Source organism: Chitinibacter bivalviorum (assembly GCF_013403565.1).
GTDB lineage: Bacteria > Pseudomonadota > Gammaproteobacteria > Burkholderiales > Chitinibacteraceae > Chitinibacter > Chitinibacter bivalviorum.
Genome location: NZ_CP058627.1, coordinates 2,643,796 through 2,667,576, shown reverse-complemented (window position 1 = coordinate 2,667,576; position 23,781 = coordinate 2,643,796). Strand labels below are relative to the sequence as shown.

General features: G+C 50.6%; 22 protein-coding genes and 1 pseudogene. 11 read left to right on the top strand and 12 right to left on the bottom strand.

What is annotated here, in order from left to right:
- Nucleotides 1–66: 66 nt before the first annotated feature.
- The 3 genes from pta to HQ393_RS12640 all read left to right on the top strand — a co-directional run bounded on the left by pta (nucleotide 67) and on the right by HQ393_RS12640 (nucleotide 5,719).
- Nucleotides 67–2,118, top strand: coding sequence for a phosphate acetyltransferase (pta, locus tag HQ393_RS12650; protein ID WP_179355522.1), 2,052 nt, complete (start codon nucleotides 67–69; stop codon nucleotides 2,116–2,118).
- 185 nt (nucleotides 2,119–2,303) lie between these two features.
- Nucleotides 2,304–3,980 carry a methyl-accepting chemotaxis protein gene (locus tag HQ393_RS12645; RefSeq protein WP_179355521.1) on the top strand — a complete coding sequence of 559 codons (1,677 nt, stop codon included), beginning with the start codon at nucleotides 2,304–2,306 and terminating at the stop codon, nucleotides 3,978–3,980.
- A 125-nt stretch (nucleotides 3,981–4,105) separates the two neighbouring features.
- Nucleotides 4,106–5,719, top strand: a complete 1,614-nt coding sequence (locus HQ393_RS12640; protein ID WP_179355520.1) for a methyl-accepting chemotaxis protein — start codon at nucleotides 4,106–4,108, stop codon at nucleotides 5,717–5,719.
- A gap of 142 nt (nucleotides 5,720–5,861) precedes the next feature.
- Here HQ393_RS12640 and HQ393_RS12635 read toward each other — a convergent pair whose 3' ends face one another.
- The 3 genes from HQ393_RS12635 to HQ393_RS12625 form a co-directional block, all read right to left on the bottom strand.
- Complete coding sequence (locus HQ393_RS12635) at nucleotides 5,862–6,296, bottom strand: hypothetical protein (RefSeq protein ID WP_179355519.1); 435 nt, start codon at nucleotides 6,294–6,296, stop codon at nucleotides 5,862–5,864.
- Between the two features lie 109 nt (nucleotides 6,297–6,405).
- Nucleotides 6,406–6,789 carry a hypothetical protein gene (locus tag HQ393_RS12630; RefSeq protein WP_179355518.1) on the bottom strand — a complete coding sequence of 128 codons (384 nt, stop codon included), beginning with the start codon at nucleotides 6,787–6,789 and terminating at the stop codon, nucleotides 6,406–6,408.
- A gap of 181 nt (nucleotides 6,790–6,970) precedes the next feature.
- Nucleotides 6,971–8,599 (bottom strand): methyl-accepting chemotaxis protein, encoded by a 1,629-nt coding sequence (locus HQ393_RS12625; RefSeq protein ID WP_179355517.1) that lies wholly within the window; start codon nucleotides 8,597–8,599, stop codon nucleotides 6,971–6,973.
- A gap of 217 nt (nucleotides 8,600–8,816) precedes the next feature.
- Here HQ393_RS12625 and metH point away from each other — a divergent pair, with 217 nt between their 5' ends.
- The 3 genes from metH to HQ393_RS12610 are packed head-to-tail and all read left to right on the top strand — an operon-like array spanning nucleotide 8,817 to nucleotide 13,007.
- Nucleotides 8,817–12,536, top strand: coding sequence for a methionine synthase (metH, locus tag HQ393_RS12620; protein WP_179355516.1), 3,720 nt, complete (start codon nucleotides 8,817–8,819; stop codon nucleotides 12,534–12,536).
- Nucleotides 12,537–12,550: 14 nt separating this feature from the next.
- Nucleotides 12,551–12,784 carry a DUF4160 domain-containing protein gene (locus HQ393_RS12615; protein ID WP_179355515.1) on the top strand — a complete coding sequence of 78 codons (234 nt, stop codon included), beginning with the start codon at nucleotides 12,551–12,553 and terminating at the stop codon, nucleotides 12,782–12,784.
- Nucleotides 12,762–13,007 (top strand): DUF2442 domain-containing protein, encoded by a 246-nt coding sequence (locus tag HQ393_RS12610; RefSeq protein ID WP_179355514.1) that lies wholly within the window; start codon nucleotides 12,762–12,764, stop codon nucleotides 13,005–13,007. Before HQ393_RS12615 ends, HQ393_RS12610 begins: the two co-directional genes overlap by 23 nt.
- Before the next feature lie 90 nt (nucleotides 13,008–13,097).
- Here the strand turns inward: HQ393_RS12610 and HQ393_RS12605 are convergent, their stop codons facing one another.
- The 4 genes from HQ393_RS12605 to HQ393_RS12590 form a co-directional block, all read right to left on the bottom strand.
- Entirely contained in the window at nucleotides 13,098–13,238 is a 141-nt protein-coding gene (locus HQ393_RS12605; protein ID WP_179355513.1) for a hypothetical protein, read from the bottom strand.
- Between the two features lie 78 nt (nucleotides 13,239–13,316).
- Nucleotides 13,317–14,327 carry a hypothetical protein gene (locus HQ393_RS12600; RefSeq protein ID WP_179355512.1) on the bottom strand — a complete coding sequence of 337 codons (1,011 nt, stop codon included), beginning with the start codon at nucleotides 14,325–14,327 and terminating at the stop codon, nucleotides 13,317–13,319.
- Nucleotides 14,328–14,333: 6 nt separating this feature from the next.
- On the bottom strand, nucleotides 14,334–15,941 hold the full coding sequence (locus HQ393_RS12595) for an AAA family ATPase (protein WP_179355511.1): 1,608 nt from the start codon (nucleotides 15,939–15,941) through the stop codon (nucleotides 14,334–14,336).
- Nucleotides 15,942–16,807: 866 nt separating this feature from the next.
- On the bottom strand, nucleotides 16,808–17,257 hold the full coding sequence (locus tag HQ393_RS12590) for a hypothetical protein (protein ID WP_179355510.1): 450 nt from the start codon (nucleotides 17,255–17,257) through the stop codon (nucleotides 16,808–16,810).
- A 246-nt stretch (nucleotides 17,258–17,503) separates the two neighbouring features.
- On the opposite strand from HQ393_RS12590, the gene HQ393_RS12585 reads away from it, so the two are divergent.
- A complete protein-coding gene (locus HQ393_RS12585) occupies nucleotides 17,504–17,773 on the top strand; it encodes a hypothetical protein (RefSeq protein WP_179355509.1) in 270 nt (89 codons plus the stop codon).
- 457 nt (nucleotides 17,774–18,230) lie between these two features.
- Here the strand turns inward: HQ393_RS12585 and HQ393_RS12580 are convergent, their stop codons facing one another.
- On the bottom strand, nucleotides 18,231–18,548 hold the full coding sequence (locus HQ393_RS12580) for a hypothetical protein (protein ID WP_179355508.1): 318 nt from the start codon (nucleotides 18,546–18,548) through the stop codon (nucleotides 18,231–18,233).
- A gap of 700 nt (nucleotides 18,549–19,248) precedes the next feature.
- Here HQ393_RS12580 and HQ393_RS18130 point away from each other — a divergent pair.
- The 4 genes and pseudogenes from HQ393_RS18130 to HQ393_RS12560 form a co-directional block, all read left to right on the top strand.
- Nucleotides 19,249–19,347 (top strand): annotated as a pseudogene (locus tag HQ393_RS18130) (PEP-CTERM sorting domain-containing protein); the annotation flags it as partial.
- Nucleotides 19,348–19,360: 13 nt separating this feature from the next.
- Nucleotides 19,361–19,960 (top strand): PEP-CTERM sorting domain-containing protein, encoded by a 600-nt coding sequence (locus tag HQ393_RS12570; RefSeq protein ID WP_179355506.1) that lies wholly within the window; start codon nucleotides 19,361–19,363, stop codon nucleotides 19,958–19,960.
- A 189-nt stretch (nucleotides 19,961–20,149) separates the two neighbouring features.
- Nucleotides 20,150–20,893, top strand: a complete 744-nt coding sequence (locus HQ393_RS12565; RefSeq protein ID WP_179355505.1) for a substrate-binding periplasmic protein — start codon at nucleotides 20,150–20,152, stop codon at nucleotides 20,891–20,893.
- Between the two features lie 163 nt (nucleotides 20,894–21,056).
- Nucleotides 21,057–21,374 carry a DMT family transporter gene (locus HQ393_RS12560; RefSeq protein WP_179355504.1) on the top strand — a complete coding sequence of 106 codons (318 nt, stop codon included), beginning with the start codon at nucleotides 21,057–21,059 and terminating at the stop codon, nucleotides 21,372–21,374.
- 104 nt (nucleotides 21,375–21,478) lie between these two features.
- On the opposite strand, the gene HQ393_RS12555 is transcribed toward HQ393_RS12560, so the two are convergent.
- From HQ393_RS12555 to HQ393_RS12540, 4 genes are all read right to left on the bottom strand, one after another.
- Nucleotides 21,479–21,850: a cystatin domain-containing protein gene (locus tag HQ393_RS12555; RefSeq protein ID WP_179355503.1), complete on the bottom strand. Its 372-nt coding sequence runs from the start codon at nucleotides 21,848–21,850 to the stop codon at nucleotides 21,479–21,481.
- Between the two features lie 92 nt (nucleotides 21,851–21,942).
- Nucleotides 21,943–22,239 (bottom strand): hypothetical protein, encoded by a 297-nt coding sequence (locus HQ393_RS12550; RefSeq protein WP_179355502.1) that lies wholly within the window; start codon nucleotides 22,237–22,239, stop codon nucleotides 21,943–21,945.
- Nucleotides 22,236–22,679 carry a hypothetical protein gene (locus tag HQ393_RS12545; protein ID WP_218871156.1) on the bottom strand — a complete coding sequence of 148 codons (444 nt, stop codon included), beginning with the start codon at nucleotides 22,677–22,679 and terminating at the stop codon, nucleotides 22,236–22,238. Before HQ393_RS12545 ends, HQ393_RS12550 begins: the two co-directional genes overlap by 4 nt.
- A 79-nt stretch (nucleotides 22,680–22,758) precedes the next feature.
- On the bottom strand, nucleotides 22,759–23,763 hold the full coding sequence (locus HQ393_RS12540; RefSeq protein ID WP_179355501.1) for a patatin-like phospholipase family protein: 1,005 nt from the start codon (nucleotides 23,761–23,763) through the stop codon (nucleotides 22,759–22,761).
- Nucleotides 23,764–23,781 lie beyond the last annotated feature (18 nt).

The following is a 23,781-nucleotide window of genomic DNA, read 5'->3' as shown; positions in this document are numbered from 1 at the left end:
TGATGATAATGACTTAGATTGATTATAGTGTGCAGCTACGTCGTCTTGAATTTTTGGAACTCAATTATGCAAACCTTTTTTATTGCGCCAACCCGACACAATGTGGGCCTGACCTCGGTGACATTGGGCGTGGTTCGCTGCCTGCAAAATCAAAGCTTGAAAGTAGGGTTTGTAAAACCAGTGGCCCAAGATCAGGCCGCCAGCGAAATCGAACGCTCCAGCCATTTTGCGCGTCGTATTTGTCAGCTCGATGTGCCAGATGCATTGGCCGCCAATTACGCGATTGAACAGGTTTCGATTGGTGAAACCGATGATCTGCTCGAAGAAATCGTCACGATGAGTATGGCGGCGGGCAAAGAGGCGGATGTGTTGGTGGTCGAAGGTTTGCATCCAGATCCGGCCAACCCGTTTACCACGCAGCTCAACACCGAAATGGCCTTGGGTTTGCAAGCGACGGTAATTCTGGTAACTGATGCCAGCGCCAAAAATGTCGCCGAAGAAGTCAAAGTTGCCGAGCGCCAATTTCGCAATGAAGGCGTGCAAGTGGGCGGTGTGATTTTCAATAAAGCCGCGATCAATTTTGATGTCGATGAGATGAAAGAAGCGATTGGCGACTTGCCAATCTGGGGCGTGATCGAATTTGACCCGCATCTTTTAGCGCCACGCACACTGGATGTAGCCTTGCATCTGGATGCCGAAATCATCGTGAAGGGCGAGCTGACCAAACGCCGCGTGAATGAAACTGTGGTCGCAGCGCGTGCTGTCCCTGAGGTGATTCGTCGTTTGCAACCTGGAGCCCTGATTGTCAGCTCGGGTGATCGGGATGATGTGATTTTGGCGACGGCATTGGCGGCGAGCAATGGTGTGCAATTGGCCGGTTTGGTACTGACTCACGGTACGGAGTTGAATAAAACGGTGAGCGATTTTACCAAGCTCGCATTCAATACCACGGGTATCCCCGTGTTGCGCACCAATGGCGATAGTTTTGGTACCGCTCTGGAAATCAGCAAAGTACCAACTGCCGTGCCTGCTGATGATAAAGATCGCATGACGCGCGTAATGAACGCGGTGGCGGAACAGCTTGATCTGGATGCGCTGATGGTCGGCGTCAATACCAAAGGCGTACAACACCTCAGCCCGCCCGCTTTCCGCTATCAATTAATTCAAAAAGCACGTGCCGCGAACAAACGCATTGTCTTGCCCGAGGGCGAAGAGCCACGCACAATTTGCGCCGCGATTGCGTGTGAAGAAAAAGGCATTGCGCAATGTATCTTGCTCGGTAATCGTGCCACGATCGAGGCCGTTGCCGCCACGCAAGGCGTGACGATTCCTGAGAGCCTGCAGATTCTTGATCCCGAAGAGATCCGCAGCCGTTACGTGGCGCCGATGGTTGAGTTGCGTAAATCGAAAGGTCTGACCGAAATTCAAGCGCTACGCCAGCTGGAGGACAATGTCGTACTCGGCACGATGATGTTGGCGATTGACGAGGTCGATGGACTGGTTTCTGGCGCAATCCACACTACCGCCAACACGATTCGTCCCGCCTTACAGCTGATCAAAACCGCTCCGGGCTCGTCGATTGTCTCGTCGGTGTTCTTTATGCTGATGCCTGAGCAAGTGCTGGTGTACGGCGATTGCGCGGTGAACCCGAATCCAGATGCCGAGCAATTGGCCGAAATCGCCGCGCAAAGCGCGTATTCAGCTAAAGCCTTTGGTATCGACCCGAAAGTGGCGATGATCAGCTACTCAACCGGTCAATCGGGTACGGGCGCTGATGTTGATAAAGTGCGTAGTGCAACTGAAATCGCCAAAGCGCGCAATCCGCAGCTCACCATTGACGGTCCATTGCAGTACGATGCGGCATCGGTATTTGAAGTCGGTCAGCAAAAAGCGCCAGGCAGCCTCGTTGCGGGCCAGGCTACCGTGTTTGTCTTCCCTGACTTAAATACGGGTAACACGACCTACAAAGCCGTACAACGCAGCGCTAACGTTGTCAGCGTAGGCCCCATGTTGCAAGGCTTGCGCAAACCGGTGAACGATCTATCACGCGGCGCGCTGGTGGACGACATTGTATTCACGATTGCATTGACTGCGATTCAAGCGGTTGAAATGGTCTAATGGTATTGCCTTGTGATTGATAAAAAATAATATTTTCATGCATATACCCATAATGGGTATATGAGAGAGTCAAAATAGCCTGCTTGCTGCGGGCTATTTTTTTGCCCATTTGATCCATGGATGATTGGGCAAAATACTTGACCGATCAATGTGGTTAATTTCTTGTATCCCACACGATGCACACTATGCTGAAAGAATTCATTAGTGTTGTTGTGAGTGTCATCATGAATTTATCTGTAGCGCAGCGTTTGGCTATCGGCTTTGGCTTATTGATCGCTCTACTCACGATTAGCAATCTCTTTGCAATTCGAGGCGTCAACAAAATCAATGATGACCTGCAAGAAATTGTAGTCGCCAATTCAGCGCAAATGCGGTCAGCTTCGATTTTGATCGATCGTGCCCAAGAAATACGGGTGCAATATCGTCAGCTCTTGATCGATACGACGCCAGATGCGCAAGCCAAAACCAAAGAAAAGTACGACGCGGCCAGACAAGAATTTGCCCGAGAAGAAGAAAACCTCAACAAATTGTTTACTAACCCGCTCTATCCGCCCACGCCCACTGAGTCGGCTGCACTGAAAAATATTCAAGAGCAGAAAGACGATGCATTCGCTACAGTCGATCAGCTGATTCAACTAACGATGGCGGGTAAAGTAGACGATGCAAAGGCATTATTAAGTAGTGGCGCAGCGCCAAAAATGTCCAAACTCAATGCCACTTTGCGCGAATTGGCTGAATATGAAAACAAGCTCAATGCCGAGAAAGTAGGGCATACCGATCAAAATGTCAGCACGACGAAAACCACGATGGTCGTACTGACGGTGGTTGCGGTGTTGTTGGGTGCCGCAGCTGGGGTGTTAATCACCCGCAGCATTACGGTGCCATTGGGCGGCATGCAGCAGTTTGTACAAAATCTAGCGACGAATTTCGATTTTACCCAGCGCCTACCTGTAAATAGCCAGGATGAGATTGGCCGCTCCATCGGCTCGCTCAATGGCCTGCTCGACTCATTGCAAAACAGCATGAAATTGCTCAACCGTGTCGGGCGCGATGTCACTGTTTCGGTCAATAGCCTCTCGAGCACCAGCCGTGAAATGTCGCAGACATCCCATGCGGTGAGCGAATCGGCTTCGGCGATGGCGGCTGGGATTGAGCAGGTCACGGTAAGTATTGGCCATGTTGCCGACCGCGCTCAGGAATGCGATCACACCGCACGCGAAGCGGGTCGTTTGGCCGCGACGGGCGGAACCGTGATTGAGGGCACCATCAGCAGTATTAATCAGATTGCCGATCAAGTCCGCGCATCCGCAACGCAAATCGAGTCACTCAAAGAGCGCACCGCAACGATTAATGCCGTGGTCAATGTGATTAAAGATATTGCCGACCAAACTAATCTGTTGGCGCTCAATGCTGCGATCGAGGCTGCGCGGGCGGGTGATTTGGGGCGCGGTTTTGCGGTGGTGGCCGATGAAGTACGCAAATTGGCTGAGCGTACCGCGAGCTCAACACAGGAAATTATCAGCACCGTGGCTGCGATCCAGAATGAAGCCAATAGCACCGTACAAACCATGCAGCAAACTGTACGACAGGTGGATGAAGGGGTCTCTCGCGCCCAAGAGGCCAGTAGCGCGATCAATGATATTCGCCGCAGTGCCGATACGGTGGTGGATCAGGTTAGTGAAATCTCCACTGCAATGCGCGAGCAAAGCAGTGCCAGCTCGGCGATGGCGCAGCAGGTGGAGCGAGTGGCGCAGATGTCGGAAGAAAGCAGTGCTGCCGCAGCAAGTACTGCTGGTGAAAGCTCACGCTTGAATAATCTGGGGCAAGAGTTGGATCAGTCGATTTCTCGCTATCGCGTTTAGGGCTGTTAAGCACGCCGCGAAGCGTATTAGCAAACCCCGTCTATCCGCTGGCGGGGTTTATTGTTTATGGCCTAAGTATTGGGCAATTTTGCTGCAAATGGCTGTCAAAAATAATGAGGTTCAGAATGAAAATCGCACACAAATTAATGGCGCTCATTGGCCTTACGGGCTTGGCTATTTTGATTTTAACGGGGGTGGGATATTACAACTCTGGCCATGTAAAGAGCGACGCTACTGAAATTACCGCGAAGATTGTTCCTGGCCTCTTGGAGATGGAGCAAATCCAGCGCAAATTTGCGCGCGCCCGCTACGCCGTCCTCTACCACGTGATTTTGACCGACGCTGCGGCGATGAAAAAAACGGAGGAAGACTTTGCCAGCTATTTGGCGCAATTAGAGGTCAATGTACAAGAATTATCGGCGCTGCATTATGACGATACTGACGCTGCTAATTTTGCCGCGCTCAAAACCGAACTTGATAAATGGAAGCCATTAACGACCTTGGTGTTCAATGAATCGAGGCAAGAGCATACCGAGCAGGCGATGAAACTGATACGGGAGCAATGCGCACCGCAAGCGGAAAAAGTTTATGTTGCCCTAAAGCAGATCTCTGATTACAAGCAAAAAATCGCGGAAAAGAACGAAAAGCAAATTACCAATGATATTGCTTTTTCGATTAGTTTTAGCGTGATTTGTGGCCTTATTACCCTGCTGACCGTTTCGCTTCTTGGTTGGCTGATTGGTCGTAGCGTCACGCAGCCGCTGAGTCGGATGCAGCATTTCTTGCAAAAGCTGGGGCAAGATTATGATTTCACCCGTCGCCTTGAAGTACAAAGTCAGGATGAAATTGGCGTCTCCTTAACTGCGCTCAACGGTTTACTCGACACCTTGCAAGGCAGTTTGCGTCAACTCACTCGGGTGGGGCGTGATGTTTCTGGTTCGGTCACTGGTTTGAGCAATACCAGTCATGAATTATCCCAAGCTTCACACGCCGTGAGCGAATCAGCATCTGCGATGGCCTCGGGGGTCGAGGAAGTGACCGTCAGTATTAGCCATGTGGCTGACCGAGCGCAGGAATGTGACCACACCGCACGCGAAGCAGGCCGTTTGGCTGCAACCGGCGGCAATGTCATTGAGAACACGATTGCCAGCATTAATCTGATTGCCGATCAGGTCAGGGAGTCGGCGACACAAATTGAATCCTTAAAAGAGCGCACCGCGAACATTAATGCCGTGGTGACGGTCATTAAAGACATTGCCGATCAGACTAACTTGCTGGCCTTGAATGCGGCCATTGAAGCCGCGCGGGCGGGTGATATGGGGCGCGGCTTCGCCGTGGTTGCCGATGAGGTGCGGAAATTGGCGGAGCGCACTGCTAATTCCACGCAGGAAATTATCAGTACTGTGGCGGCCATTCAAAATGAAGCCAATAGCACCGTACAAACCATGCAGCATACGGTGCGGCAAGTCGATGAAGGTGTGGCGCGAGCCCAAGAAGCCAGTAGTGCGATCGGTGATATTCGCGCGAGTGCGGATTTGGTGGTTCATCAAGTGGGTGAAATCTCGGCAGCAATGCGTGATCAGAGCGGCGCAAGTGCAGCGATGGCGCAGCAGGTGGAGCGAGTGGCGCAGATGTCAGAGGAAAGTAGTGCAGCCGCAGCGAGTACGGCCAATGAAAGCCAGCGTCTAAATCAATTGGGGCAAGAGCTCGATCAGTCTATATCCCGTTATCGGATTTAATGTATGGGTATATGCTTAAAGGCCTTATTTTTTTAATGTATATGAGCATATACTACTGATATTGGTGGTGACTTGATTAAAAAAACCAGCCTTGATGGCTGGTTTTTTTATGTATCACCCAAGGCAATCAATTCAGCGGGTTTTAGGCGCTTTCTTGAATTGATGTGGTTTGGGTGTACGGGGTTGGTTTTGGTGCTGTTGCAGGTTTATCGTTGCTCGCTTGTGCTTGCTGTTGGGCGTATGAGGCCAAAGCCGCCGCCGTTTGGCGATTTTGCTGTTTGTCTACCGCTTTCAGAATCTGCTCGGTACTAACTCCAGTATTGCTAGAGCCCGAGCTGCTGAATTCGCTGCCCGTATCGTTTCGTTCCGCTGCATTGGCGGCGCTTTTTGCATAGGTTTCTAGCTGCTGCTGGCCTTGTTTGGAAATATACACCTGCTCGACAACGGGCTTGGCTTGTTCCAGCGTTTGTTGGCGTTGCTCTTGCTGCAATTTTTGCAGTGTCGAAACATTGCTAGCACTGATGCTAGTGGCACTCGAAGCTTGGGTGGTGAGCGATGTGCTTGAATTGATATTCATGATCGACTCCTGCTCTCAATGGCTATGTATTCATCATACGCCTTGCCGCCCAGAATCATAGTGTAATTTTCTATAAAACAATTACTTAGCGGTAGAAGTGGCGATTTAGTTAAGCCGATATATTCAGCGTTGGCTCGGCGACATCAGAGCCGACGTGCTCATCATAGGCCTGCAGCAAGACTTGATTACGGGCATGACGCTCCAGCTTTTGCTCAATATTTAATGCCGTGCGGTTACTCACCCCGTTATTGGGGTTTTGCCCCGTGTAAATGGCAAACAGGTCGTTGCGATGTTGGGATTTTTGCACCTCTAGCAGTACGGGCATCGCTTGCTGACGCACATCGCGGCGCGCATCTTGCATGCTTTGGTGCAAGTCTTCACGCCATAGCCCATTACTTTGGCTTGACTTGGTGTGCGCTAAATTGCCGGATGAGCCTTTGCCTTGGATAAAACTATAGCGACTGCTATTGAGGGTATTGATATTCAGGCTCATGCTCGGCTCCTTGACGAGGTATTAAATTAGGATGCCTTATCCTAACGCCGATGAGCTTTGAAAAAAATGTAATAAGACGCGCAGCTTGCGGTAATTATCCACTCAGATCATGTGACTTTTTGCGAAAAAAAAGCAGCCCAGCTTGCGCTGGTGCTGCTGCTTAGTGATTGAAATCGTGCAATTAAATCTTGAATCGGCTCACAGCGGTTTGCAATTGCCCGGCCAGACTAGATAGCTGATTTGCCGTGCTGGCCAGATTCATGACCGTATCGCCATTTTCCTCGGCCATTTGCGACACTTGCTCCATGCGCGCCGCCAAATCTTGCCCTGCCAGCTTTTGCTCTTTCAGTGAATCGCTAATCTGGCTGATTGCGTTGACCACCGCGTTGGCATTCTCTTCAATTTCATCCATGGCCAGCGCTGCTGATTCGGAGCTCAGCGTCGCATCCTGAACGCTGGCCACGCTGTCGGCCATAAATTGATTTACCGACGAGCTGCCATTCTGGATACGGCTAATCATGGTGCTAATTTCATGTGCTGATTTGGTCGTGCGTTCGGCCAGCTTGCGCACCTCGTCGGCCACCACGGCAAAGCCACGGCCGGTTTCGCCGGCTCGTGCCGCTTCAATCGCGGCATTGAGCGCCAGCAAATTCGTCTGATCGGCCACTTCACGAATCATCGTTGCCATTTTGCCGATTTCGCCGACGTCCTGCTCCAAATCGGACATTTTCGTCGCCGATTGACTCACATGCTCGCCCACGGCGCTCATTTGATCGGATGAAGTTTGTACAAAGCTACCGCCCATTTTCGCTGTGTTGCCGGCAGTGCGTGCTTGCTGTGCCGCATCCTCCGCATTGTCTGCCACATGGTGAATGCTGACGGTGAGTTGCTCCAATGTTGCTGCCGCGCCGCTGGTGGCCGCCGATTGGCTTTGCGCGCTATTGGCCACCTCCTTGGCTGCATCGGCCAAGCCTTGCGCAGCACGGCTCACTTCGACTGCATTTTGTTGAATCAATTTGGTCATGTCATGCAGGCTGGCGCGCATTTGCTGCAAGGCCAGCAAGAGACGGCTTGGCTCATCCGTGCCTGTGACTTTAATGTCGTTATTGGCGCGCAAATCCCCTTGAGCGATACGTTCGGCTTCGCGCAATGCATTACTCAGTGGATGGCTGATCGAACGGGCAATCCAAGTCGCTGCAATCAGCCCCAATACCGTCGCCAAAATACCGCTCGCAATCATCAGGCTGCGCGTATAGACAAAGCTTTCCTGCGTTTCGCTGCTGGTTTTACGCATTTTGTTTTTTTGCGACGCCATCATCGCGTCCACTTTGCTCAGGAAGTTTTTGTACGCGGGGTCGTATTCATTGCGCATGAGTGCGGTCGCTTCGACGTCCTGATTGGCGCGCACCATGGCAAACAGTTTTTCATACATGGGCGCTAGCGGCGCACGTGCGATTTCCATTTCGCTGAGCAAAGCTTTACTCTCGGCGCTGGTGGTGTTTTCTTGCAGGTAGGTCAGTCTTTTTGTGCTATCTGCGCGAAGTTCGCCGATTTTACGGATGCTTTCCTCAATTTCTGGGCCATTCTGATCCATTACACCTTCACGCAGCAGCATGCCAATGAGCAAGGTGTTTTGAATAATGCCGTTCTGTTGCTCGATTTTGGGTTGTCGATCCGTAATCAAGGAGTCGATATTGCTGCCAGTTTGGTTCAGCTCAAACAGCGCAAAGCCAATTTGTAAGGCCATGAGTAAGAGCAAAGTACCACTGAGGATAAACAATTTGGTACGGGTAGCGATGTTGGACAGCATGAGGATTTCCTAGTGCAGCGTGCGATGTGAAGAGTTTGTTAAGATTTCAATGCTTAGTAAATATGTCACAAAGGAAAGTTCATTAGCAATTGCTTGTTTTATGATGAGCGTCAAGATAAGACCAATTTTGCGATGATGTTTAGATGTGCGGCACGGCGCGCTGGGCGTGATAAAATCGCGGGCTGCTTTGCAATCCTGAATCAAAACTGGAAAGACCATGACCCGCCAAAACCTGCTTAAAAGCCTGCTTGAACAACGCATCCTGATGCTCGATGGCGGCATGGGCACGATGATTCAGCAATACAAGCTGACCGAAGAACAATACCGTGGCGAGCGTTTTGCCAACTGGCATACCGATGTCAAAGGCAATAACGATTTGCTGGTGCTGACCCAGCCGCAGATCATTGCCGAAATCCACCAGCAATACCTCGACGCTGGCGCCGACATTATTGAGACCAACAGCTTTAACGGCACCGCGCCGGCGATGGCCGATTATGAGATGCAAGAGCTGGTATGGGAGCTCAATTTCGCCGCCGCCAAATTGGTCAAAGACCTGTGCGTGGCGCAAACGGCCAAAGACCCGAGCAAACCGCGTTTCTGTGCCGGTGTCCTCGGCCCAACGAGCCGCACCTGCTCGATCTCCCCCGATGTGAATGACCCCGGCTACCGCAACGTGACGTTTGACGAGCTGGTGACGGCCTACCTCGAAGCCATCGACGGTCTGGTGAAAGGTGGCGCGGATATTCTGCTGGTTGAGACGATTTTCGACACGCTGAATGCCAAGGCTGCGGTATTTGCAATCAAGAAATACTTCGCCGAGCGGCCAGATCAGGAAGAATTGCCGATCATGATCTCTGGCACGATCACCGATCAATCGGGTCGTACGCTCACTGGTCAGACGACCGAAGCTTTCTACAACTCGCTGCGCCACGCCGACCCGATTTCGTTTGGTCTGAACTGCGCGCTCGGCCCTGATTTGCTGCGCCCGTATGTGGAAGAGATGAGCCGCATTTCCGACTGCTACGTGTCGGTCCACGCCAACGCCGGTTTGCCCAATCCGCTCGCACCGACGGGCTATGATTTGCTGCCCGAAGATATGGCGCCGCAAGTGCGCGAATGGGCCGAATCGGGCTTGGTGAATATCATGGGCGGCTGCTGCGGTACCACGCCAGCGCACATCGCGGCGATGTACGCCGCAGTGAAGGATTTGCCAGCGCGTAAATTGCCGCAAATTGAAGCCAAATGTCGTCTTTCGGGCCTAGAGCCATTCAACATCGGCGATAACGATCTATTTGTGAATGTCGGCGAGCGTACCAATGTGACCGGCTCGAAAGCCTTTGCTCGCCTGATTTTGGCGGGTGACTACAGCGCCGCGCTCGAAGTAGCGCGTCAGCAGGTGGTGAACGGCGCGCAAGTCATCGACATCAATATGGACGAAGGCATGCTCGACGCCACCAAGGCGATGACGACCTTCCTGAACCTGATCGCCGCTGAGCCCGATATCAGCCGCGTGCCGATCATGATCGACTCATCCAAATGGGAAGTGATCGAGGCCGGTCTGAAATGCGTGCAGGGCAAGTGCATCGTGAACTCGATTTCGATGAAAGAGGGCGTGGAAGCATTCAAACACCACGCGCGCTTGCTGAAAATGTACGGCGCGGCCGTGATTGTGATGGCCTTCGACGAAGTGGGTCAGGCCGATACCTACGCCCGTAAAGTTGAGATTTGCGAAAAATCCTACCGCATCTTGGTGGATGAAATCGGCTTTAACCCGGCCGATATTATTTTCGACCCGAATATTTTTGCCGTCGCCACCGGTATCGACGAGCACGCGCGTTACGGCCTCGACTTTATCGAAGCCACCGGCTGGATTACCAAAAACCTGCCGCACGCCAAAGTGAGCGGCGGTGTATCGAATGTGTCGTTTAGTTTCCGTGGCAATAACAAGGTGCGCGAGGCGATTCACGCCGTGTTCCTGTACCACGCGATTAAGCAAGGCATGACGATGGGTATCGTCAACGCCGGCGCGCTGGAAAACTACGACGATGTGCCTGTGGTGCTGCGCGATGCGATTGAATCGGTGGTGCTGATGCAGACGGATGACGCGCTCGCCGCGACGGAAGCCTTGATCACGCTGGCCGAATCATTCAAAGGCGACGCCAATGTCGCCAAGGGCGAAGACCTCGCTTGGCGCGAGCTACCGTTGCAAGAGCGCATTACGCATTCGCTGGTGAAGGGCATCACGACCTACATCGTTGAAGACACCGAAGAAGCGCGTACCAGCGTTGAGCGCCCGATTCACGTCATCGAAGGCCATTTGATGAACGGCATGAACGTGGTCGGCGATCTATTTGGCGCCGGTAAAATGTTCTTGCCACAGGTGGTGAAAGCCGCCCGCGTAATGAAAGCCGCCGTGGCGCATCTGGAGCCATTTATCGAGGCCGAAAAAATCGCGCTCGGCCTGCAAGATGAGCCCGCCAAAGGCGTGATTATCATGGCCACGGTGAAAGGCGACGTGCACGACATCGGTAAAAACATCGTGGGCGTCGTACTGCGTTGTAATAACTACCAAGTCCACGACTTGGGCGTGATGGTGCCGTGCCAGACCATTCTGGACAAAGCCCGCGAGGTCAAAGCCGACATCATTGGTCTATCGGGCCTGATTACGCCAAGTCTGGAAGAAATGAGCCACGTCGCCAAAGAAATGCAGCGCCAAGGCTTTGATATCCCGCTGCTGATCGGCGGCGCGACCACCTCGAAAGTGCACACCGCGGTGAAAATCGAGCCGCATTATCAAAACGACCAAGTCATCTACGTACCCGACGCCAGCCGCGCCGTGGGGGTGTGCTCTAGCTTGCTGTCGGATGATCTCAAACCTGCCTTTGCCGCCGAAGTCAAAGCCGAATACGCCAAAGCGCGTGAAATTTTCGAGAGCAAAGACCGCACCAAACTGGTGAGCCTGGAAGAAGCCCGCGCGAATAAGTTCGCGCCTGATTGGGCGACGTATACGCCGCCAGTGCCTAGCTTTATTGGTGTACGTGAATATACCGACTATAAACTCGAAGACATCGAGCCATTTATCGACTGGACGCCGTTCTTCCAAAGCTGGGAATTGCACGGCCGCTATCCGGCGATCTTAAACGATGAAGTGGTCGGCGAAGCCGCCCGCCATCTGTACGCCGACGCGCAAGCGATGCTGCGCAAAATCGTTGATGAGAAATGGATTGCTGCCGCTGGCGTGATCGGCTTCTTCCCGGCCAATAGTGTCAATCACGACGATATCGAGCTGTACGATCCGGCCACCGGTGAAGTCGCCATGACATGGCACAATCTGCGCCAGCAATTGCCGAAACCCAAAACGGGAGATGTGAAACCGAACTGGTGCTTGGCTGACTTTATCGCGCCGAAAGAAACCGGTATCAAAGACTACATCGGCGCCTTTGCCGTCACCGGCGGCATCGGCATCGACGCGCCAGTCAAAGCGTTTGAAGACGCCAACGACGACTACAGCGCGATCTTGCTCAAATCATTGGCCGACCGATTTGCGGAGGCCTTCGCCGAGCACATGCACCACCGCGTGCGCACCGAGCTATGGGGCTATGCGGGCGGCGAAAACCTGAGCAACGACGAGCTGATCGACGAAAAATACGTCGGCATCCGCCCAGCCCCCGGCTACCCAGCCTGCCCGGATCACACGCCAAAAGTGGAATTGTTTAAGGTGCTAAACGCACCCAACATCGGTATGACGCTAACCGAGGGCTACGCGATGCTGCCAACCGCAGCTGTGTCAGGCTTCTACTTCAGCCACCCCGAGTCGCGCTATTTTGGCGTGGGGAAAGTGACGCTGGATCAGGTGGAAGATTATGCGAAGCGGCGTGGGGTGAGTCTGGCGCAAGCGGAGCGCGACCTTGCTCCGAACCTTGGCTATGTCGCCTAAACGGAGGTAAGCTAATGCCAACGCTGCTGCTGGAAAATGGCTTTAAATTCTTTTTTTACGCCAACGAGCACATGCCGCGTCATGTGCATGTGATGAAAGGGGAATATTTTGCCAAGGTGGAGCTGGGCAGTCTGCGACTGGTCAATTCCACCTTCAAGCCAGCAGATCAGCGCGCCATGCTGGCGCTAATTGCGCTGCACAATGACGCATTTACGGAGAAATGGGATGCCTACTTTGCCACACGCTAAAACGCTCAGCGTTGATACCCGCTACCTGCACGTCGAGCTGGTCGATGGCCGAATGATCTCGACGCCGCTGGCGTGGTATCCCGAATTGCTGAACGCCACACTGGCGCAGATTAACGATTACACGCTGATTTGCGATGCCACGGGGATCGAATGGGCGCAGCTTGATTACCACCTGAGTGTTGAAGGCATGCTCAGCGCGGTGCCAGAGCGCAAGGTGGCCTAAAGCAAGTAACTTCAAGGGTATTGATCAGGAAGTATTAATTTAAAAGGGGTACAGAAATGTACCCCTTTGCTTTTATCTCGCATTGAGGTTTTAACAAACCGGCGTGGGGTGAGCTTGGCGCAGGCCGAGCGGGGTTTGGTGGCGTAGTGGGGTATGTAGCGTGAGGGCTTGCTGAGTAATGATTTGGTAGTGATACCCATGAAAAAGCCCCGCGATGCGGGGCTTTTTCATGGGTATTGCTTTCCGTGAGGGGGGGCACCGTACAGTGGTATTCCATTGAATTTTGTAATTGAAGTCCCGATGTTTTATTTATATGTGAAAATCCCCAATGATTTGGTATACATATCGTTCTTTGTTAGTTTCCAAGTTGACAAATGTCGACCTAAAAATCTTTATTTTTTCTACACTGGTGTATAGATGCGTTTGATCTTTTGTTACTTTATGAGCATATTTTTCTCCATCATATTTAGAGTTTTCATGAAGGTGGCTCATAAATTCATTCGCATAGTTCTGAGCGTAATCATTAAAGCTTGCTGCTTCACAGTAAATTACGAAAAAATTTGCTTTGAATCCAACTTGGTCGTAGTTATTCATTAGTTTTGATAAATGAGCAGCCAAATTTTCATCTTTTCTTCCACAAGAGTTTGATCTTACGGCTTCAATTATTGATAAAGGACTACCGGAGTAACTCTTGATAAAGATGCCAAGTTCACCCGCACCCTTCCCTGAAGCTGATTCACCTTGCCTGCTTTGATCTAACACTTGATATTTATGACAGTTTGCAAGTCGTAGAGCTAGGCTATCGTTGTGTAGATCCTCAAGTTTATACGTCTGTTTCCGCTGGATCATTTCAATTAATGAGTCGCAGATGTCTAAAACAATCTCATTGCACGTGGGAGTTGCAATTGGCGCTGCGCATTCTTCTTCCTCTTCTATGTCTTTCGTGGTCATGAGTGTGACATTGTTAATTAGTAGAGTGTGCTTATAGTCATTGTCATATTCTTTGGTGGTGACGAATCGTCTTTGGCCAATTGAGTTTTCAATGACGGCATCAATTACTGCTTGGATCTCAGTGTTATTTGTTCCTATTTGTATCTTTCTAACCAACTGGCATTTGGAAATCAAGTCGAGCCAGCTTCTCACCATGTCGCTAGGGTTTGATTTCATCTCATTGTGATAATGGTCGAGAATAATATTCTGATTGTCCAAGAGGGTAAATATTTTGCTTGATGGTACCGCTGTTTTTGCGAAAACATTTGCTGTGAAAAAATGACTTACTTTTGAGTATGAAATGCAGGTTGGGCATATAATTTGTTTCATTCAGGCTTATCCTTGCAGCTTCATAAATTCAACAATGTCCTCGATGTCATTCTCGATAAAATCATTTGGCCAATCAAAATTTCCAGTTGAAGATATTGTTGATTTTTTAATCGTTGATGTTCTTAGCTGATTGTTTTTTTCAGTAATGTATATTGCAACTTTGTCCTTTGAGATCGCGCTGCTTTTTGTACTACTTTCTTTACTTGATGATGTGCATTCATTAGTTGCGCCGAACTCTGCAATTCTTCTCCGTAATCGTTTTAAAAGAGCTTCGCTATGTGTTTCAATAATAAATATTTTTCCATCTTCTTTCGCGAGCTCGATAAAAAAGTCCGCTAATTCACCTTGCATCTTTGGATGAATGTGTACTTCTGGTTGTTCAATTATTATTAAGCTCTTTCTTGGTGCAAGAATCGAGGTAGTTAATACAGGGATCACTTGAGAATAACCAAATCCCACGTCAGCAAGGTTGAGACTCAATCCGTTGCTTTCTAGTTGTATTGAATTAAAATAATCATCAACTTTTTTCGTGTTTACGGCTATGTTGAATTTTTCAAGCCATTTATTTGCTTTTTCCTTCAGCTCTGGTCGCTCTGCTAGGTATGCCGCAACACTTTTTGTATCGGTGCGAATTTTCTCTGAGTTTTGTTCTGCATTTGCGAAGTAGCGTTCTGGATGAGAGCGTAGTGGCGGTATATGATATACGTCCTTAAATATTGATGTTGCATTTAATGCCGCAGTATAAATTACACGAAATATCAACTCTGCATATTCTATGTTGTGCGCTTTTAAATTGGCTGCAATATTTGCAGACTTTATTTTCTCTTTTGCTTTTGGGATGAGTCCGTTTACAGATATTGCATCGGAAATATTAATTATTTTCTTTATTCGGTTAAGTTTATTATTGCTAGACATAAGTTTCCACTTTCCTGTCTTGTCTCTTCGAATGCTCCAGTAGTTGTCGTTGTCTGATTCTATTTTTATTTCTTTGATATTTAAGCCTGAGATAGTGTTAAACGCAATTGTGTACTCAATAGAATTGACTGAGGAGACCCCTTCAAATGCAAGGTGAGAAAACTTGATTTTTTTAATTGAACTTTCAAAAATCAATCTAATTGCCGACTTTGTTTCGTCTTCGTAAGAATGTGAGTCTGCAAATGCTTCTGATTCCTTCCGGAGTTTCATTAGTAAATTTAAAGCGCCTTTTATATCTCCAGCCTCTAGTTTGTACTTAATGTCTGCTTTGTCTATTTTCAAGAAAAACGAATATATGTCGAAGTGGAATAACTTCGAATATAAGTCATCAATAACGTTGCCAGAAAAGCGGCTACATTCCGATTGTATTATGTTGTTCTGACTGATTGAAAGATTAATTTTTATGTCATTCTTTGTGTTTAAATCTCTAAATAGATTTGCTGCGCCTCCAAGATCTACTTTCTCTCCGACCTGCCTGAATTTTCCGCTTTCAATTGTTTGGTTAATTAGTAAAATCAGCTTTATAATGCTTGACTTTCCTGAGTTGTTCATTCCGAGGAGAATGGTTAGTGGATTAAGCTCAATCTCCCCATTCTCAAATGATTTGTAATTAATGAAATTTAATTTATGTGTACTCATAATGCCCTTGCCATTTTTGGATGGGTTGACCGCAGCACATCGTATGTGTACCACGTGCATTGATTGAATTCCTCAATAGCGTATTGCCGCTTTGCGTCGAATACGCTCTACCGTTCGTCGGATTTCAACATCTTATCTAATTGAAAAATCAACGTCAGCTATTTGATGGAAAAATGTTAGCTTTGTTGACGAAAAGCGAGTCTGGCCCAAGGCTACGGCATGGCGTGCGGTGGTTTTGCGTTTGAGTGGGATTGGCGGCTGTGCGCCGCGGCACTGACTTTCTTTGCTTCGCCAAAGAAAGTCAGCAAAGAAAGGCGACCCGCATCTGCGTCGGCTGCGCCGATGCCCTCGCTGCGGACGGTTCGAGGCGGCGGCGGGGCTTAACAAAACAGGCCCCGCCGAAACCCCGCCCCGCCCGTTCCTCGCTCGGCGCAGCGCAAGGGGAATCCACGCAGACCTACCATTGCGGCATATACCTGCCTTGGTGTTGCTCTGAAAGTTATGTCTGGTTTGGCTTTGGCGGATATACCCCTGCCGTGGTTAGCACGGATTGCCCGTGGAGACGCGCCGATTGAAAAATGTTCGTCAGGGTTTTAAGCCGCGTAGTGTTTGAGCGTTGCGACGGTAGCGCAACGCGAGTTGTAGCGGCGCCCTGACGGGCTTTTTTCAAGCGGGGTTTCGCGTCGATCGGGCGCGCAGGGGTTGTTAGGGGTTGGGCAAGACCAACCCCTAACTCGTCCGGCGGGCGAAAACGCCGGTTCACCGCCTGCGCCAGCAGGCCACTACCGCGCTGGCAAATGCGCACCAAAACCCGCGGCATAGCCGCATAAAACGCTATTGCCCTTGCAGCAAAACCGCCACCGCCATTATTGGCCCGCCAATTTCCCCGCTTCATGCCGCCGAATAAAATACTTCGCCGCTGCATCCATCCCCAAATACGTCGAGGCCAGATAGATCAGTAGGAATTTGTTGATCAGCTGCGAGACTTCGCCCGAGATCAGCAGATCGGGGTTGCTGTTTTCGGCGGAGAAATACACGTCCAGCACAAAATACACCGCGGTTAATAAATACAGCCCCAGTTTCATCAGCGATGAGTAGTAGTCAATGCAGCTACGGTTGAAATGAAACTGCGCTGGCTGATGGGTGAGCAGGTGCTTGACGTAAAAGAACGAGATGATGGCGGGCAGAAAGAGCGTGACGGCCAGAATGATGGGGTAGGCCTCGGTGAAAAAGATCAGCGCCAGCCCGATGAAGAGTAGGAGGATAGAGATCAGTTTGATGCGGAATTTTTCTTGCTTGCTCAATAACAATGCCATTGCGATGCCTAATGCGGTGAGGTGGTAGCTTGCGGCTATCTTACATGGCGCAACTGACATTGTCAGTGCTTGGCCGTGGCGAGTGGATGCTGGATTTGGGGTGGGATGGTAATAATTCAGGCTTAGTTTTGTGTAATTGTGCTCTTTTTTGAAAATTCCACTGTGATAAATTGATTTGGCATTAAAGCTTGGTGCTGATTCCTATTCCAATTTATACGGCGCCTGATTTCACTGAGAAGAGAGACCATGAAGTTAGCTAAAAAAATATCCCTGATCCTGCTTGCGATCACCGTTTTGCTGATTGGCGCGGCCTATCACATGCGTCAGGATGTGCTCGATACACCGCTATCGTATTTCGGTGGCAGCCAAAGCACCAAGATCAAAGCCAAATTGGTGCTGACCGAGGCCGAGTTGGCGCAAATTAAGGTGTATGGCGCTGATAAAAACGATAATTTTGAGAAATACATGCGCATTATGAACGGCGTGAAACTGCGTGAGGTGATACAGGGCAGCTAGGGTTTGTTGGCGAGAGTTAACCGCAATGAGGTTGGGTAGCGCGGGTGATTTGCCCCCGCCTAGCCCGCCGCCGTGTCTGTGAGCGGGGCATGGTACGTTGAATGATCGTGCCTGCCCTGTATCACCACATTGTACCGTGTGCAATGGATGGTATTCGATTGCAATGACAGGGTATAGCTATGTATTGCAATGATTGAAAGACTCTTATTCATATACCCTGAATATTTAGGCCATTTTTAGATTAGGTGTTGATCTGAAAAAAACTTGGTTTGATTAGGAAAAACGATATTCGTAGGGTGGGTTAGGCTAAGCCGTAACCCACCGTTACGCTGTTTTTTATGTCGCGTCACGGTGGGTTACGCCCTAAGGGGCTAACCCACCCTACGATTCTTGTTATCAACACCTTATCTGAACACGCCCAATATTTATCCGTTATTCATCTGCTGGCCGTACGAGTTTATTTGCGCTGCCAGCGTACCCAGCTATCACACCCCAGCCAGATCACCGCCGCCAATGCCAATACCGCCAGCGCAAAGTACAGACTGCGCGCGTGCACCGGCTCGCCTAAGAGAAACGGAAACTCGCCAGGTAGCAGCCAGACATTGAGCGGGTAGGAGATCGGCAGCGTGTAGAGGTACAGCCAAATATCCGCCCACATACCGCGAGGCGACGCGGCGTAATTGCGCCAGATCAGCAGCGCACCGAGCACATACAGCGTAGGGAGCAGGCGACGAAGCCAGATCGCGATGCGCAGGCGCAGAGGGTGAGTTGGCATGGTGAGCCCCGATGGACTGGATGATTTCACTATATCGAATCAATGCCAGCGATTGCAGATCTGGCGGCTAGGCGGGCTTGGAGCGGGGATGAAGGTGAGGTGGCGATAGGCGCAGGCCCGCGACTTGATTTTGCTGGCAGCTGGGTATTTCATCCTTTGCTGTATTAGTGTTTCATAATATGTTGATTTTTAATGATAAATTCACATTTCATGCTTGCTGAATAATGAATCCTTCTTTAGAATCGCTTCCAAAGTGGATCAATACACTAAACTTACATTCCAAGGGTTAAAGATGAAAGCGCTTAAATTCGCAATCGCTGCACTGGGTCTGGCCAGCGGTCTGGCTAATGCGGCCATTTTTGAACAAGAAACCGGCAATAATTCACGTGCTCAAGCTCAGAATATTGGCTCATTTAGCAGCGCTACTGCACTGCAAATTATTGGTATCCGCGGTACGTTCGGTGCCTTTAAATCAGAAGACTGGTTTAGCTTTACCTTGTCTTCGCCATTGTCAGTCAAGCTGTCTTTGGATAGCCAAAATGCAACTGGCACCACGCTGTCGGTATTTAACAGCGCGGGCACTGTGCTCAATACCACGACCGGCGTAAAAGGCATTTCTACCTTGAGCTTTAGCGGCTCGGGTCAATACTTTGCCGCGTTGACTGGTACACCAACTGCATTTTCTGGTTACACATTAAACGTCGTTACTGCGCCGGTACCAGAGCCAGAAACTTATGCCTTGATGGGCATGGGTCTGGTTGGTCTGCTGGCTGCTCGCCGTCGTCGTCAACAAGCTTAATTGGAAGAAAAAAATGCTGAAATTTACTCTGACTAGCCTGATGTTGGCTGCGGCGCTGAATGCGAATGCTTCGGTTGATTTGTTTGAAGATGAAATGGGCGGCGGTAGCTCAAACGACAGTTTTGCTACTGCGCAAAATCTGGGCAATCTGGCTTTGGGCGATGTGACTAATGTATTGGGCGGTCGCCATGAAGATATCCCAGGCGGCAATACCATCGACTTCTACAAATTCACGGTGAACGGTACAGGCAATTTTGTATTGAATTTGCTGACGCTCAATTCTGACCCTGGCCAAGATCAGTATGGCCGCGATCCTTATATTGGTTTGTTTGATTCGCACGGCGTTAAATTGGCTTTTGATGATGATGCAGGGATTGGTTACGACTCACAGCTTTCACACCATGCAACTGGCCCAAGCACCTTTTATGTTGGTGTAACAGGTTATGGTAATCCTAGCTTTGCCGTGAACGGTGGTAACGCCAACTGGCCACTGTATGCTCTGAGCATCGACGCGACCAATATTGCACCAGTGCCAGAGCCAGAAACTTATGCTTTGATGGGCATGGGTTTAGTAGGCCTGTTGGCTGCTCGCCGTCGTAAAGCTGCAAAATAACAGCTCGCTTTTGTTTTATCCAAAAAGCCCGCGTATGCGGGCTTTTTGTTTTTGCGAGCGGCGCACATTTCACCGCATGCACTGCGGCGGCAATCGCCATCCGACAAACGTCGATTTCTATTCTTACGGCTTTGACCTGTGCGCATCCCTATGTATAACGGTGTAAGGTCTTTGCTGACGGATTTGGCCATGTCCCGCTTTTTGATTATTTTCGCATTCTGTTGCGCGCGCGTTGGCGCTGGCGAGGAGATTACGTTGGGCGCTGAGGATGATTGGGCGCCGTATTCCTACCTAGCGCCGGGGCAAGCGCAGATTCAGGGCTTTGCGCCCAAAGTGGTGGCGGCGGCGTTGCTAACGCAGGGCATCATGGTGAAATTTCAGGCCGTGCCGTTTGCTCGCTGCTTGAAAGAGACGCAGATGGGGTCGCTGGCGGGCTGTTTTGATATCGAGAAAAACGACGAAAATCAGTCGGAATATCATTTTCACACTACGCCGCTGTTTGCCGAAGGGCTGTCGATTTTTGCGCTCGATAGCGTCGTGCAGCGGCATCTGGATGCCAGCGATTTACCGGGGCACTCGGTGGCGATCACCAATGGCTACACTTATCCGCCGCTGATTATGAATAACCCGAAGATCAAAAAAGACGTCTCGCCTAGTGACGAAGTGCAGTTTAAAAAACTCATGGCCGGGCGCGTGCAGTTTGCTTTGGTCAATACCACACCGGCCAAGTTGCTACAGCAGAAAAATGTGCAATTTAAAGCCCGGATTGTGGAAGTGGGGCTGGTCAATACCGCGCAATTTTATGTCGGCTTTAGCAAAAAACATCCCGATGGCGCACGGCTGGCGCAGCGGTTTGAGCTCGGCTTGCAAGCCATACATGCCAATGGGCAATATGAAGCGCTACAAAAAGAATTCAAAGCCAGTTTGCAATAAGCCAATCGGCTGGCAAAACCTGCTACGCCATGCAGGTGTAATTTTCACCGCGCAACATGCTTGCCGCATAGATGCATCTGGCCGATAATGGCCGCGCTGCCTCTTGCGGGTTTCCGGCAGCCTCCTTGACCGAGCCCGATTACGGGTTCAAAAGGAGCTTCTGATGTCAGGCTGGCTAATTCTGGCTGTTGCCGTTTTCACTGAAATTATCTGGGCGCTGTCGCTCAAACTGGTGCAATTGCATCCGAGTCGTTGGCTGATGCTCGGCTCGGTGCTGTTGTCGTTTCTGAATATGGCACTGCTTTCGTGGGCGATGCGTGATATTCCGGCGGGGACGGCGTATGCGATCTGGACTGGGCTCGGCGCGGTTGGCGTGACGATTGGTGGCATCATCTGGTTTGGCGACCCGATGAACGCCACCCGTCTGGCTTGCCTGACTTTGATCGTCGCGGGGGTGATGGGGCTAAAGCTGGCGAGCTAATTGCCTCTATATACCCATGCATGTATTGCCATTAAGATTAATTAAAATTTGATGTTGATGGCAATACCCTTTCTGTGCCACAAAATATGTTTGCGGGTCGCGCCCTATGGGCACAGCGCTGCAAACGGTTTTTTGCTTGCGGGCTGTGTCATCGTGTACTTGCCCTGTAGATCGTGCCACACAATCGCATGCCACACTTCGCCGTTATCAAGTTCAAAAGTAATCGCGTAATTGGTGCCCGCAACCACCTGCGTGCGTACTTCGATGATATTTTTGAGCTTGGCGCTGGTATTCATTTGCGCAAGTACAGTGGCGAGTGCTTCTTTCGCTTCAGGCGTGATGGCCTCTTGCACCCGATAGCTGCCAGCCATCTCGCTGGGCTGACATTTTGCGACTGTTGGTGTCGACGTAACTGGGTTTTGGCTACAGGCGGCGAGAAGAGCAATGCCGAGGAAGGCTGTGAGATGCTGTTTCATAAAATAGACTCCGTTTCTGTGGGCGGGCAAAGCCGCGATACGGTTAGCAAAAGTAGGGCACTCAAACTGCTTTGCACCTACAAGCGGATGTCTTAACCGCCAAAGATGACTGCATCCGGAATTTCGTAATGTTCATTGCCGAGCTGGATCAGATGAGTGTCTCCCTGTTGGCTTGACTGAAATTTGACATTTTTCTCGGCTTGGCTTTGATCCGACCAGCTCACTTTGCCTTTACCAAAATAAATCACACGGCTGATTTTGTCGGGACGCGTGATGGTCACCAGCGCCTCGCCTTGGCCGATCCGCTCAACGCCAAATGGGCATTCGGCCGCTGTGCCATTGATGTTACAGCGTAGATTGCTGGTAGCGTGGTAGGGCGTGCCGCTCACTTTGGCATCGTGACTGGCTGCAGTAGCGGGTTTGGCAGCGCCACATTGAGTGTAAAGTTCGCCGCTTCATTACGGCGCGCGGCACTGCGCATCAGATATACCCGAATGGTGTATTCACCATTGGCCGGTAGTGCGCCGCTGAAGTGTTCGCCTTCGTTCTGGCCGATAAAAAAAGCCTCATCTTGCACGCCGGGCTGCAGAATATTGAAGTAATTGCTGCGATTGCTGGTTTTCAAATCCACCGTCATGATCTGCCCCGCCTTGGCGACGAGTTTGTAATCAATAAACTGGTAGCCCTTGATTTTGTCATTGATGATACTGCCACTGCTGCCTTTGGCAAAGTGAACCTGCTTGACGATTTGATCTTGCGCCATGATGGGGTGAGCCTGCAGGAAGACAACAGCGCTGGCCAGTGCGGCAAGAGTGTGGCGTTTGGACAAGGCAAATCTCCATTGGCTAAGCGTAGCGTTGATCTGTGTGAAATTATATTGTAAGCAAAGTGCTGTGGCTATGTACTATTTACCGCTTACCATTTTGCGCCGCTTGGGTGAATTGAGCGCAGGCATCGCGATAGCCTGCATCAATGCGCGCCGCGATCGATTGTGGTGAAAAATCGAGCGTGGTGCTTTGTTCTTCGGGCATCTGATTGGTAATCACGGTCGGTTTAAGCAACATGCGCAGGCGGGCGATGTCTTTGAAGCCATCCATATTTCGGATCGGCGAATTGGCTGGCAATACTTGGTTCAGCTCGCTGTACAGCTCGGCCAGACCGTTGTAATCGGCCATGCGCTCCATATCGCCCAGCACTTTATTCGAGAAAATAATCTCCAGCATCCGGTCTTGCGTTTGCATCAGATTGCCAGGCACCTGACCTTTGAGTGGGAATAAATTAACGATGACAAAATGCGCATCGCTCTGGGCAGGCAGGCCATTAATCATCGCGCCCAGTGGGGCGTTATCAAAGAGACCACCATCCCAATAATGCTTGCCCGCGATTTCGACGGGCGGGAACATCGGTGGGATAGAGAGCGAAGCGATGACGTGATCCATCGTGATGCGTTGGCCGTCGCGATTGGTGAAAGTTTCGATCTCGCCACTTTCGATTTGCACCGCCGAGAGCTGCACAATGGTGTCCGAGTCGTTCAACTTGTCAAAATCGACCAGCTCGGTGATTAGCTCGCGCAGTGGGTCGGCCGAATACATCGCCGTCCAATTGCCCATATTCCACACATCGGTGCGCAGTCGTGACATATGCGGGTTGCCAAACAGCGATAGATTCTGCTCGACGATTTGCGGTGCAAACGGGATTTTGGGAACGGTGAGTTTTTGCCACAGCGTTTCCAGCGCCGCGAGCGGATCGGCTTGTTTGCTGCCAACCAAGACCGCCGTATTCACCGCACCTATCGATACCCCCGCCACCATCTTGACGGGAAGCATTGCTAATTCATGCATACGGCGCAATACCCCCAGCTCATACGCGCCCAGCGCGCCGCCGCCCTGCAATAATAAAGCGATATTTTTCATGATGGCCTGCCTAGATGA